Origin of the sequence: Vibrio campbellii CAIM 519 = NBRC 15631 = ATCC 25920 (genome assembly GCF_002163755.1) — a bacterium.
Lineage (GTDB): Bacteria > Pseudomonadota > Gammaproteobacteria > Enterobacterales > Vibrionaceae > Vibrio > Vibrio campbellii.
In genome coordinates this window covers 784,843-797,530 of the sequence record NZ_CP015864.1, presented here as the reverse complement: position 1 = coordinate 797,530, position 12,688 = coordinate 784,843, and the positions used below count along the sequence as shown (strand labels likewise).

10 protein-coding genes are annotated in these 12,688 nt (G+C 45.8%); 3 read left to right on the top strand and 7 right to left on the bottom strand.

What is annotated here, in order from left to right:
• Nucleotides 1–5: 5 nt before the first annotated feature.
• From A8140_RS19515 to A8140_RS19505, 3 genes are read right to left on the bottom strand one after another with little or no spacing between them, the layout of a single operon-like run.
• Complete coding sequence (locus tag A8140_RS19515; RefSeq protein WP_005531517.1) at nucleotides 6–830, bottom strand: DUF2861 family protein; 825 nt, start codon at nucleotides 828–830, stop codon at nucleotides 6–8.
• Nucleotides 827–1,477, bottom strand: coding sequence for a response regulator transcription factor (locus A8140_RS19510; protein ID WP_005531518.1), 651 nt, complete (start codon nucleotides 1,475–1,477; stop codon nucleotides 827–829). The genes A8140_RS19515 and A8140_RS19510 overlap by 4 nt, the downstream gene beginning before the upstream one ends.
• A complete protein-coding gene (locus A8140_RS19505) occupies nucleotides 1,455–2,861 on the bottom strand; it encodes an ATP-binding protein (RefSeq protein WP_005531520.1) in 1,407 nt (468 codons plus the stop codon). The genes A8140_RS19510 and A8140_RS19505 overlap by 23 nt, the downstream gene beginning before the upstream one ends.
• Before the next feature lie 828 nt (nucleotides 2,862–3,689).
• Here A8140_RS19505 and A8140_RS19500 point away from each other — a divergent pair.
• Entirely contained in the window at nucleotides 3,690–5,210 is a 1,521-nt protein-coding gene (locus A8140_RS19500; protein WP_005531522.1) for an EAL domain-containing protein, read from the top strand.
• 58 nt (nucleotides 5,211–5,268) lie between these two features.
• Here the strand turns inward: A8140_RS19500 and A8140_RS19495 are convergent, their stop codons facing one another.
• Nucleotides 5,269–6,930 (bottom strand): electron transfer flavoprotein-ubiquinone oxidoreductase, encoded by a 1,662-nt coding sequence (locus tag A8140_RS19495; protein ID WP_005531524.1) that lies wholly within the window; start codon nucleotides 6,928–6,930, stop codon nucleotides 5,269–5,271.
• A gap of 279 nt (nucleotides 6,931–7,209) precedes the next feature.
• Between A8140_RS19495 and A8140_RS19490 the strand changes: the two genes are divergently transcribed.
• Entirely contained in the window at nucleotides 7,210–7,959 is a 750-nt protein-coding gene (locus A8140_RS19490; RefSeq protein WP_005531526.1) for an electron transfer flavoprotein subunit beta/FixA family protein, read from the top strand.
• Between the two features lie 11 nt (nucleotides 7,960–7,970).
• Nucleotides 7,971–8,936, top strand: coding sequence for an electron transfer flavoprotein subunit alpha/FixB family protein (locus A8140_RS19485; protein WP_005531528.1), 966 nt, complete (start codon nucleotides 7,971–7,973; stop codon nucleotides 8,934–8,936).
• A 328-nt stretch (nucleotides 8,937–9,264) separates the two neighbouring features.
• Here A8140_RS19485 and A8140_RS19480 read toward each other — a convergent pair whose 3' ends face one another.
• The 3 genes from A8140_RS19480 to pdhA are packed head-to-tail and all read right to left on the bottom strand — an operon-like array spanning nucleotide 9,265 to nucleotide 12,474.
• The gene (locus tag A8140_RS19480) at nucleotides 9,265–10,407 is read right to left on the bottom strand and encodes a dihydrolipoamide acetyltransferase family protein (protein ID WP_005531529.1); all 1,143 of its coding nucleotides are present in this window, start codon (nucleotides 10,405–10,407) and stop codon (nucleotides 9,265–9,267) included.
• Entirely contained in the window at nucleotides 10,404–11,387 is a 984-nt protein-coding gene (locus A8140_RS19475) for an alpha-ketoacid dehydrogenase subunit beta (RefSeq protein ID WP_005531531.1), read from the bottom strand. Before A8140_RS19475 ends, A8140_RS19480 begins: the two co-directional genes overlap by 4 nt.
• Nucleotides 11,380–12,474, bottom strand: a complete 1,095-nt coding sequence (gene pdhA / locus A8140_RS19470) for a pyruvate dehydrogenase (acetyl-transferring) E1 component subunit alpha (protein ID WP_005431459.1) — start codon at nucleotides 12,472–12,474, stop codon at nucleotides 11,380–11,382. Before pdhA ends, A8140_RS19475 begins: the two co-directional genes overlap by 8 nt.
• Between the last annotated feature and the right edge of the window lie 214 nt (nucleotides 12,475–12,688).

Genomic DNA, 12,688 nt, shown 5'->3' with positions numbered 1-12,688 from the left:
TCTATTCATCGATAGGGGATGGCTAATCGCTGGATATACTCAATTTGCACGCCATTTTGAAACTCAACTAATTGAACACTTGCAGTCAAATGTTCTGCTTTGTCCTCGGTGAACGGTTGTTTAGGAATGCCTTCAAGAGAATGGGTAAATGGGATCGTACTGCCTAGCAAATTGTAGTTCTTATCAAACCATTGCCACGTTGCCATGGCTTTTGGGCAAGGTGAGACGTTAGTTGGCAAAGTTGTTTCGACTGTTCTGTGCCCTTCTTTATTTCCCAGAGATAACCATGGTGCACCTTCCGGAATAGCAATCAGTAAATCTATTTTCTGGTTTCCAAGAGATAAAGTGTAAATTCCCGAGACTGGTTTTTGCAGCAGGTCAATGCTCTCGATTTCTTGATACTGTGGGTTGGCAATCAAGTTACCTTTAAGTAATGCAACACCATTTGGCGATGTGAGTGTAACGGATTGATTTTTCGTGTATTGCTCAACAGAAAGGCGGATTTGATAACCTTGAGAGGTGAGCCCAAATCGCTTAATCACACCAAGCGTGAGTTGTGAAGTCAACTTCTTCCCTGAACTCAGCTCCGTTCCACAAGCGGTTTGGGATAGGAGTTCATTCTTGATAGGAACCCAGTATTTGCTACTGATTTCATTCTGACGTAGAGCGAGAAAAAGCTCTTGCCAAGCCAACTGAGGCTGATGAGTCAACGTGGCTTGATAAGCATGTTCCAGCGGAGAGACTGTAAATAGGTTTGCGTGAGCATAAGTCGACAAAACCGTCCCCGCTCCGGCTAAAGCGAATAGGAGCCTTTTGCATACTCGTGTCATTTTTGTTCCTCACGAAGTCGATAACCTACACCGCGATGCGTTTCAATGTTCAAGCTTGGCAGTTTTTGTCTCAAGTGCAATATGTGGTTGTCTACGGTACGAGTGCTGGGAAAGGCTTCATACCCCCAAATTTTGTTCAGCAATTCATCACGGTGAAAAACTCGCCCTTGGTTTTGAACTAACAGCAATAGTAACTGGAATTCTTTCGGTTTTAGCGCAATGTTCTGCTGTTTAACTCGCGCTACTCTTTGCCCTAAATCCAATTCGATATTCTCGTACGTCAACAAACTAGAACCAAGAGGGCGCAATTGAGTGAGTACTCTTGCAAGTAACTCCTCGCTAGAAAATGGTTTAGTAACGTAATCTTTTGCGCCAGCCATTAGTCCTTCAATACGTTGCTCAACCTCTATTTTTGCTGTTAAAACGATAACAGGTACCGCTTTCAGCAATAGCCACTGAGCTAAGTGTTGTAAACTATCTCCGTCATTTAGCTGACGATCTAAAATTATCACATCCGCTTTATACCAGAGTTTGTTGGCTTGTTCGGCATTGGTCGCCCACAAACACTTGAACTGATGAGATGTGAAAAAGGCAACCAAGCCTTGACCGAGTAGTTCATCATCTTCAATCAGCAGAATGGTCTTCATAAGGTAGCTCCAATATACAACGAGTAGGGTTACGAAGAATGATGAGTTTTCCATTCGCCATCTTCATTAAATGTTTCACAATATCTAAACCAATTCCCATGTTGTTTGAATGAGCCGCTTTTGAGGGAAATAAACGTTGCCAATAAGAAGGGAACTGACCTTCATCTTGCACTTCTATCGTCAGTGTTTGAGAAACTTGAACATGCACAGTGATGGCTCCGGCTCCATGCTGTTGAGCGTTTTTGACTAAGTTTTCAAGACAAATGGTTAACCAGTAATAAGGTAAGCTGAGTTGCTTATCTTGGTTGAGTTGATATCTCACATTATTTTTCTCACAGCAGTAGGTTAGCCATTCTTCTAGTGATGCGGTTTGATACAACAACTTATCTGATGTTGAGGTGCTCAAATAGGTCCTACTGTTCTCAGTAAGTTGCGAAAGGCGCTGATAATCTGAAACCAAACGCCAAAACGTATCTTGTAATGTCTCGTCCATATCATCAAATTGATGGCGAAATATATCTACAGTTAGCCCTAAGCTAGTGATAGGGGTTCGAAGTTCATGAGTGAGCAACTGTAAAATAAAACGTTTTTCTCGACGTTGTTTATGCTTTAAAAAGCTCAGTCGAGCAATAAAAGCTAAGCAAATGCCTCCTAAAAGAGTAAGCACGATCTGCCATGAAATTGTCGATGTGTTTCTTTCTGCGATGCATAAATTACTGTAAGTAAAAGCGCAATTCTCACCTTGTAAAGACAGATTGGCTTTTTGAGCTAGCGGCTGCCAAACCGAAGCAGACACCGCTTTTAAGCCACTTTCATTCCCAAGCCATAGGGTATCAGCCTCTAACCATGCTCGATAACCATTTAGCAGGGCATCTCGTCCTTGCGGAGAAAGGGAACCCAGCTTCCGATGTAAGGGGTTAATTGGGTTGGAAATTGTGGTGAATGGTGCAATTGCCATTAATGATTGTGGCTCAATGTTATTATATTTTTTGAGGTATCGATCGGCATAACTACCGCCTGCTGGGTGCATGACATTGTTTGAGCTAAACCAGTCCGGCTTTAATTGTTTTCCTCTACAAAGTGCAAGCTCAAACTCTATCGCTCGGTTAAGTTTGGCGTTATCTGACTTTATGCTTTGGCAATGGGTCGCGGCGGTGTTTAAGAGTCGTAAATCATGCCAAGTAAATGCGTTGAAGTTTGGATAGAGCGCACTACTTTTTAATAAGGCTGGTGGATAACGACTCAATTCGTTCTGTGTAAGGGCATATGGAGTGTTTTGCCATGTATTTTGGTAGAACTCTTGCCAGCGATTTTGCAAGGTTTCTCCATGCGCCAAGCATGACAGTAAACTGCCAAACAATAAAAAAGATACGCGCTCAAACATGACAAACCTTGGTTTCAAATAGACCCTCGAATTCTAGAGCTATTTCACTGAGTTTTGTAACCCTACTGTCAACAATAGTACCGAGACAAAAAAATACGGAGTACAGATAACAGCGGTAATATCCGTACCTTGTAGGCTTATTGAGTCGCTGAGTACTCGTCTAGTTACCCCATTCGCTTTTACCTTTTCTTCGTAAGTTAGCACTTAAATTACTCGTTATATTCCAGTTCAGAAAAGGCTAAACACCTATTTAAGTGTTGAGTTATATGCTTTATTTATCTTAAATATCAGTGATTTAAGTTGGTTTTATTAGGCTTTTATTAAATTGCTTCTATTAGGGTGAAAATGGTAATTGTTCATTATTCTCACGCGGTTAAGTCAATAGTATTTTGTGGTTACCGAAAAATGCATTGGTTTTTATATCAAGAACACTAGCAGTGTGCAGGCGGAACTGGAGTTGTCTTTGATAAGAGGCTCTATTCAAAAATACATTAATGAATGCTGCTTTATTCCTCTCTGTCACGGGAAGATTTGACAGTACGCTCATCGTTTTCTGAAGGTAAGTTAACGTCCTAATGATAGTCCTGCGAATAAACTTTGTGTTCGATGAGTTCAAGAGCTACTTATACAAAAATACAGCATAATGTTACAATTTCTCAAAATTGAGAATGCGATGCGCAAAAAGAAAGCTAGTCTCACATGGTATGTAGAAGTCACGTTATATACTGATATCTATACATTAAATCGCTCCAATAAGTTTGTTGAGTGCTATCACTTCTGAGAAGGCAGGCTGCAAACTAAACATATATCCCATTAACTAGGCCTTTCATGTTTGCAAACAATAAGAAAAATTCAACGAATCTAGTTTTGCTCTCTTTTCTTCCGAGCCTTTTCGCGCTGGCGTTTTTGTATTTTAGCTTCGGTCAGTCACTTGATGAATTATCTCAGTTAAAAGTGTCGAGTGTGGTCCAAGAGGTCGATGAGATTCTGGAGTATGGTGAAGAGGCTAACAACCAATCCTTGATGCTTTTGGAGAATCCCGATAGCTGTGAGGCTCACAGTGTGGCTTTACGCCATTTGGTCGCGACAGCGCCGTATGTACGAAGTGCCAACCTAGCCAAAGATAATGTGATTTACTGTACCTCGATCTGGGGAGACAGCCATTACCAGTACGATCTAGCAGATTACAGCTCCGGGCGTTTACGCTTAATGCATGGCAGTAAAGTCGATGCCAAACATCCTCTTATTGTGGTTCGGTCTGAGTCGGGTGAGAATACCGCATTTAGTGGGATAGATAGCCTGTACTTAAGGCAGTTGTTAGAGCCTCACGACAAGTTGCACTCATATTTGGCTGTAGGTGAACAGTGGCTCGATAGCAAAGACCTTGTGCTTAAAGTTAATCCAGCGGACAGGCTGGTTGCTTGGCATAAAGTGTCATCGGCTAACTTTCCTTACAGTGTGTATTCGGGGTTTGATTACCCTAGTATGATTTCTGCATTTTGGGAGCAAGATAATCAATATATTGTTGCTATCTTAATCATTCAGACGCTCTTTGCGCTTTACCTTCTGTGGCTATCAAGACGTCCAGCAAACTTATACCTAGAGATAGAGAGGGCGATGGAAAACAAAGAGTTTGTCCCTTACGCGCAGCCTATTTTGAACAGTGCAAACAGAGAGATTGAGGGAATTGAAATCCTTTTGCGTTGGCAGCACCCAGTCCAAGGGACGGTAAGACCGGATCTTTTTATCCCTAAAGCTGAACGTTCAGGGTTGATCCTTCCGATCACACATCAATTGATGATACATACTGCGAAAGAAATTCGCCTATGGAAAGACAAACTACCAAAACCTTTTCATGTCGGTGTGAATATATCACCGCAACATTGCTCAAAAGGGACGCTTGTTAGCGCTTGCCAAGAATTCATCGATATTGTTGATTCTAAAGACGTTACCTTAGTCTTAGAACTCACGGAGAGAGAGGCGTTAAATTACTGCGATTTAACCGATGAAATATTCACTCAGATAAAAGACATGGGCTGTAAAATCGCAATCGATGATTTCGGTACAGGGCATTCTTCTTTGGTCAACTTACGTAAAGTCGATTTAGATTATCTTAAGATTGATCAAACGTTTGTACGAGATATTGGCGTTGATACGATAACCGGCCACTTATTACAGAATATGATTACTTTGTCTCATGACTTGTCGCTGGATGTGGTCGCTGAAGGGGTAGAAACGGAATTTCAAGCGGAGTACTTGAAGGAGAGAGGCGTAAGCTATCTACAAGGGTTCTTGTTTGCTAAGTCTATGCCGCTTAGAGAATTTTTGAGTAACGAGTTTGATACTTAGACTGACCGACTCATTAAGCTAGCGCAACAGCTTTACCATTGCGCTAGTCATTCATTGGTTACATGTTCTGATAACTCGGTCCGCCGCCACCCTCTGGTGCTTTCCAGGTGATGTTCTGCGAAGGGTCTTTGATGTCACAGGTTTTGCAATGCACACAGTTTGCGGCGTTGATTTGGAATAACTTCTCGCCCTCTACTTCTACTACTTCATATACACCAGCAGGGCAGTAGCGCTGGCTCGGCTCATCAAACTTCTTCAAATGCAATTGAATCGGAATATGAGGATAGGCGAGTTGCAAATGGCATGGCTGGTTTTCTTCGTGCTGTGTTCCGGACAAAAACACTGATGAGGGCTTGTCGAAACTGATGATGCCATCAGGTTTCACGTATTCAATGGGTTGGCATGCGTCAATCGGTTTTAATTGTTCATGATCGAGCGAAGTATCGGTAATTGTCCATGGTATTGGTTTCTTGACTAGTGGTTGCCAGATATTGTGTTCAAATGTCGAAAGTGCACCGCCGAGTAGGCTGCCGAACTTATGAATGTTCGCACCAAAGTTGCGCGTCTCGCTGAGTTCTTCATACAACCATGAGCTTTCAAATCGGCTTTGGTAATCTGGTTCTGGATTTGTTTGTGTGAATGCTTCGATTATAGCTTCTGCCGCTAGCAAGCCAGATTTCATCGCAGTGTGACTGCCTTTGATTTTGGCGACGTTCAAGGTGCCTGCGTCACAGCCAATCAACAGACCGCCGGGGAATTGTTGTTTCGGTAGAGAGGAAAGTCCCCCCTTGGCAATAGCCCTTGCTCCGTAAGCGATTCGTTGAGCGCCTTTCAAGCGTTTTTCGATTGCAGGGTGGTGCTTAAAGCGTTGAAACTCGTCAAATGGGCTCAAGTAAGGGTTGCTGTAGTTTAAGTCGACAATAAGCCCAACGGCGATTTGATTGTTTTCCATGTGATAAAGAAAACCGCCACCAGTGGTGTTGGATTCACTCAGTGGATACCCTGCAGAATGGATCACACTGCCAGATTGATCTTTGGCGCCAGCAGGTAACTCCCAGATCTCTTTTAGCCCGAGCGCATAATGTTGCGGTTGTTTATCATCGTCTAAACCAAATCGTTGGATGAGTTCTTTACCAAGGTGGCCTCGGCACCCCTCGGCGAATACAGTGTATTTGGCTTTTAACTCGATACCCGCTTCAAAGTTGGGTTTGGCTTCTCCTTTCTTGTCCAAACCCATGTCACTGGTGTTTACTCCGGTTACTGCACCTGATTCGTCGTAGTTTATGGTGGAAGCCGCGAAGCCGGGATAGACCTCGACACCGAGCGATTCCGCTTGCTCTGCTAACCAACGACACAAGTTTGCCAAGCTGATAACGTAGTTGTTTTCATCGTTGAGCATTGGGTTTGGTGTCAGAAAGTGAGGCACGCGGACGTGGTTAAGTTCTGTCGTTAGGTATAAGAAGGCGTCGTTTTTTACGGATGCCGAGAGAGGCGCGCCCATGCTCTGCCAGTCTGGAAAGAGTTCATCCAACGCATGAGTCTCAAATACCGCGCCAGATAAAATGTGGGCGCCAACTTCTGAACCTTTTTCAACCACACAAATAGAAAGCGGCTCATCCTCTCGCTCTTGATTGAGTTGCGCTAATCTGCAGGCGGCACTCAACCCAGCAGGTCCTGCGCCAACAATCACCACATCAAACTCCATGCATTCTCGTTCCATCATCTTGCTTCCTTTGGGTGAAACCTTTCTTTGTGTTTTAGGTGCTTCTTTTAATAAGCAGTGCTCGTATAAAGAACTATAGTCCAGTTGACGTAAACGTAAACTAAACTAAGCTCAAATGGTAACGTCAAAGGGCGTGATAAGATTTTTCAGTGACAATGTCACTAAATGGTTTTTGCAAGCAACACGATGAAAATGCTTAGCTTTAATTAAAATCTTGGTCACGTATGACCTAATTGCTAGGACGCGTATCGCTATTGCGATCTGCTAGGAGGGAATGTGAAAGTACTGGTTGCGATTAAACGTGTAGTTGATCCTTATGTGAAAGTTAGGGTGAAATCGGATGGTTCCGGCGTGGAAACCAACAACGTAAAAATGACGATGAATCCGTTCTGTGAAATTGCGGTGGAAGAGGCAGTACGCCTAAAAGAATCCTGCGTTGCGGAAGAGGTGCTAGTGGTCTCGATTGGAGATGCTAGCTGTCAGGAGCAGTTACGTTCAGCACTGGCGCTGGGTGCAGACCGTGCGATTCATATCGATGTTGAGCTGCCGCCAGAGCCTCTTGCGGTAGCGAAGTTGCTCAAAGCCGTGATGGAGCAAGAACAGGCTCAACTGGTGCTTTTGGGTAAGCAGTCAATCGATACAGATAACAACCAAGTTGCGCAAATGTTGGCTGCATTGACGAATCGTCCTCAAGGGACATTTGCATCGGAAGTGAAAGTCGAAGGGGAAACGGCTTTAGTTACGAGAGAAATCGATGGCGGTTTGGAGACGCTCAAACTGGATTTGCCTGCCATTATCAGCACAGATTTGCGTCTGAATGAGCCGCGTTATGCCTCTCTACCAAACATCATGAAAGCGAAGAAAAAGCCTTTGTCTGTGATGACACCAGACTTCTTTGGTGTGAGTGTTGAATGCTCTCAACAGGTACTTGAAGTCATGACACCGCCTGCACGAAAAGCGGGCGAAATGGTAGGCAGTGTGAGCGAGTTAGTCGACAAGCTCAAAAACGAAGCGAAAGTGATTTAGGAGGCATAATCATGGAAAACAAACCGTTAGCAACCTTGGTCATTGTGGAACACGATAACCAATCACTTTCATTGGACACATTACGCGCATTGAGTGCGGCTTCTGATATTCAACAAGACGGTACACCTTTGCCTGTAACGGCGTTGCTCATCGGCCATCATTGCAGTTCAGTATTGGGCGAGTTGAAGTGTGTACAAGGTATTTCGCAGATCATCGCGATTGATGCTGCCGAATATCAGCATCCGTTGGCAGAAAACCTGTCGACATTAATTGCCGACGTTGGTAAGGATTTTTCTCATATCCTAGCTCCTGCGAGTACTTTTGGTAAAAACCTAATGCCTCGTGTCGCTGCATTGCTGGATGTTGGGCAGCTGTCGGATGTGATTGCGATTGAATCGCCTGATACGGTTGTTCGTCCAATCTATGCCGGTAATGCGTTAGCCAGAGTTCGCTCGGACGATGCTACCAAAGTGATGACGATTCGAAGCTCTGCGTTTGACGCAATTGCTGTGTCTGATTCTCCAGTAGTTGAGAATGTCGCCACGTTAGAAACGGTAATTAAAGCAGAACACTGTGAGTTTGTTTCACAGCAAAAAGCGGAAAGTGAAAGACCAGAGCTACCGGCGGCGAACGTCGTTGTGTCCGGCGGTCGTGGGTTGGGCAGCAAAGAGAACTTTGCGCTGGTGGAACAACTTGCCGACAAGCTTGGTGGCGCCATTGGTGCATCACGCGCTGCGGTAGACGCGGGCTTTGTCTCTAACGATTTGCAAGTTGGGCAGACAGGTAAGATTGTCGCGCCTCAGCTGTACATTGCTGTGGGTATCTCTGGTGCAATTCAGCATTTGGCAGGGATGAAGGACTCCAAGGTGATTGTAGCGATCAACAGTGATCCTGAAGCCCCAATCTTCCAAGTCGCAGACTATGGTTTGATTGGCGACCTGTTTGAGATTATGCCGGAGTTGCTGGAGAAGGTGTAAGTTCGATATTTTTCGGGTGTCATTCTGAATTGCGAGGAACGAGCGTAATTCAGAACCTTTCATCAAGGTGCACTGCGGGTTCATTACTATGAACGCATTTAAGTGCACTTTGCCATTAGATTCCTAGTCGCGCTTAGGCTTGCTGGAATGACGCGCTGGCGTTTCTTATTAATAATCACATTATTAGTACGTTTTTGCTTAGTGAAAACCAAACAGCGTCATTCCCTAGAGCGAAGAATGAGGGAGTAGGGAATCTCTTTTTCAAATTCACGCTCAAAACAAAAGGGCTTCCGATTGGAAGCCCTTTGCTTATTATGACAAAAGCTGCTTAAACACTCGGTTTTCTCAAGTGCTCTGCCAGTACTTTTGTGAACCTTGCTGCTTCACCACCAGTACATGCTCGGTGGTCAAACGTAATCGACAGCGGCATGGCTTTCACTGCTACAGCTTGCCCCTCTCGAATTACGACCTTCTCAATGATTCGACCCGCACCGACAATCGCAACTTGCGGAGGAGTTACAACAGGCGTTGCGTAAATACCTGCAATCGCGCCAAAGTTCGAAAGTGTAATGGTGGCGTGTTGCAACTGTTCACGACCAATTTTGCGTTCGCGTATGCCTTGTACGGTTTGATCTAACCAACGGCGCACCTCTTGCGGCTCATACTCGTCAGCATTTCGTAGAACAGGCACGTACAAACCATATCGGCTGTCGACCGCAATACCGATGTTCACTGTACTGTGGACACAGCGTGTCATGGTTTCTGCATCAAACCATGCATTCATGGCGGGTTCTTCCTGACAAGCATGCACAATGGCTTGGACGAGACGAATACTGATGTCTTCGCCTTGCTTCCAACCATCTAGGACCGCTTCCTCAGTAATGGTCACTGCTGCGACATTATGGTGAGACTCCGCCATTGTCGACACCATGGTTCGACGTGCACCTTTCAGCACTTCTGTTCCGGGGCGCTGTTTGCCAGCTTCGTCATAGATATCTGAATCAAGGATCAAACCGTCAGGACCACTACCTTTCACCAACGCTAAATCGACCCCTAGTTTATTCGCTAACAAACGCGCCGAGGGTAGAGCGCTAATGAGATTATCGGGAGAGGGGTTATGTTCACCGCCAATCCAGAAGTCATCGACATTCACGCTATGTGCGTGCTGAGAGACGTTACCCACCACGGTTGCAGCATCAGCCGTTTGCTTTTGTTCTGTTGCTGCTTGTTCTGCCCCAGTTTCATCGATTTCCAGAAGTAGAGCACCGATGTTAATCACATCACCTTCTTCGCCGTGGCGGCTGACAATGCGACCACCATAAGGAGCTGGGACATCCACTGTCGCTTTTGCGGTTTCTACGGTAAGCACTATTTGATCGAGCTGGACCATATCGCCAACACTAATATGCCATTTCACAATTTCTGACTCAGCGAGACCTTCGCCGAGATCGGGTAAGTTAAACGTCTTCATTTCCAATCCTCCACGAGTTCGCGCGCGGCGAGTACAATGTCTTCTTCCTGAACCATGTAATAATCTTCGTTGCGGTAGTACGGCATAATGGTATCCATGCCTGTGACGCGTTTTGGTGGCGCTTTAAGTAGGCACATGGCATGCTCGGCGGTTCTGGCTAGCAGTTCTGAGCCGACACCACAGGTTTTACTGGCTTCGTGTACCACCAAGAGTCGTCCGGTTTTCTCAAGTGAACGGAAGATGGTCGCGGTATCAATGGGTTTGATGCTGGCTAAATCAATCACCTCAACTTCGATACCCTGATTAGACAGCGTTTGAGCTGCTTGCAGTGATTCAACCACGCATGCGCCCCAAGTCACTAATGTGACGTCGCGACCTTTGCGAAGGGTAAAGCAAGTATCTAGAGGAAGAGCCTCGCCGTTATCAATCACTTCTGATTTCACAGTGCGATAGATACGTTTCGGCTCGAAGAACATCACCGGATCGTTGCTACGTATGGCTGCAAGGAGCAAACCGTAAGCACGTTGCGGTGATGAAGGAATCACAACCTTAAAACCTGCGGTGTGAGCAAACAGAGCTTCAACGCTTTCAGAGTGATGTTCTGGTGCGTGAATACCGCCACCAAAAGGTGCACGAAACACTGCGGGGCAGGTAAGTCGACCACGAGTACGGTTACGCATTCGCGCTGCGTGACACATTAAATGCTCCAGCGCGGGGAAGACAAAGCCTTGGAATTGAAACTCTGCGACAGGTCTTAAGCCTTGCGTTGCCATCCCGACAGTGACACCGCCAATAAGTGCTTCGGCCAATGGCGTGTCGATAACGCGCTTAAGGCCGTATTTTTGCTTGAGTCCGACAGTGGCGCGGAATACACCGCCGTTGTCACCCACATCTTCGCCAAGGACGATGACATTCGGGTCGCGTTCCATTTCATGGTGCAGTGCGAGGTTCACTGCTTCAACTAACGTCAGTTCAGCCATGTTTCCCTCCCTGCATTCGCATTGCTTTGTTGATCAGTTCATCTCTTTGTGCATGAAGCTCTTGGGGTAGGGATTCATAAAGGAAGTCAAAGCCCGTTTCAGGCGCTTGATTCGGCATATTGAGATAACGTTCAACGGCGAGTTCAACTTGTTCTTTGCAGTGGGCTTGCCACTCTTGCTCTTTCTCGTTACTCCAAACGCCTTGATTGGTGAGAAAGGCTTTAAGGCGACGGACGGGCTCATATTGCCAAGCCGTTTGAACTTCATCCTCATTACGATAACGGGTTGCGTCGTCGGCAGTGGTGTGATCGCTCAAGCGGTAACTTACGGCTTCTATTAACGTCGCGCCTTTGCCTTTTCTGGCTCGGTCGAGGGCAGTCATTGTTGCGTCAAATACCGCAACGACGTCATTACCATCTACAGTAATGCCAGGAATACCTGCACCTTTGGCTTTTTCTGATAAAAACTCCGCGGCGCATTGTAAGGTGCGCGGTACGGAGATAGCCCACTGGTTGTTGTTCACTATAAAGACTAATGGAATGTTCCAAGCGCCCGCACAGTTGACGGATTCGAGGAAGTCACCTTTAGATGTCGCGCCGTCACCGCACATCACTAAAGCTGCCTCATGATTACCTTGAATCTTCAGTGCAGATGCAACGCCCACCGCATGAGTACATTGGGTGGCGATAGGAACACAGAAAGGTAAATCTCGGCTAGGGAATGGGCTGCCTTCTGGTGCGAAGTCGCTACCGCGTTCATCGCCTCCCCAGTATTGCAGGTTCTTTTCCATACCGATACCACGACACCACATCGCTGGCATGTCGCGATAGTAAGGAACAAAGACATCACTGGCTTTTAGTGCTCTGCCAACCGCTATCCCAATGGCTTCCGAGCCAAGGTGTGAAGGGTAGGTGCCTAATTTACCGGTGCGTTGCAGGGCAACGGCTTTGTTATCGTAGGTGCGAGTTAATACCATGTCTTGGTAAAAACCGACCAGTACTTCTAGGTCAGCCCAGTTGGGTAGTTGGCTGACGAGGTTCCCATCATGGTCGATAAACCGATGCATGGGTAATGCCTGAACGTTCATCTCAAGCTCCTTTTGAAGCTGCGGGTCTTTTGGACTGCAGCTGCTTATTGTTAAATCAAAGTCTGTATGGGTAATCAGTCTTTGATATCAGCGCAAAAGGCCATACCTAGGATTGCAGTTGTTTTTGTTAGTTATCGACGCACCTCTTTTCCGTCTCTCTAGCAAAACTGTGTTCTGGTAAAACACAAGGCGTCGTTTAATACTGCTGTTTACA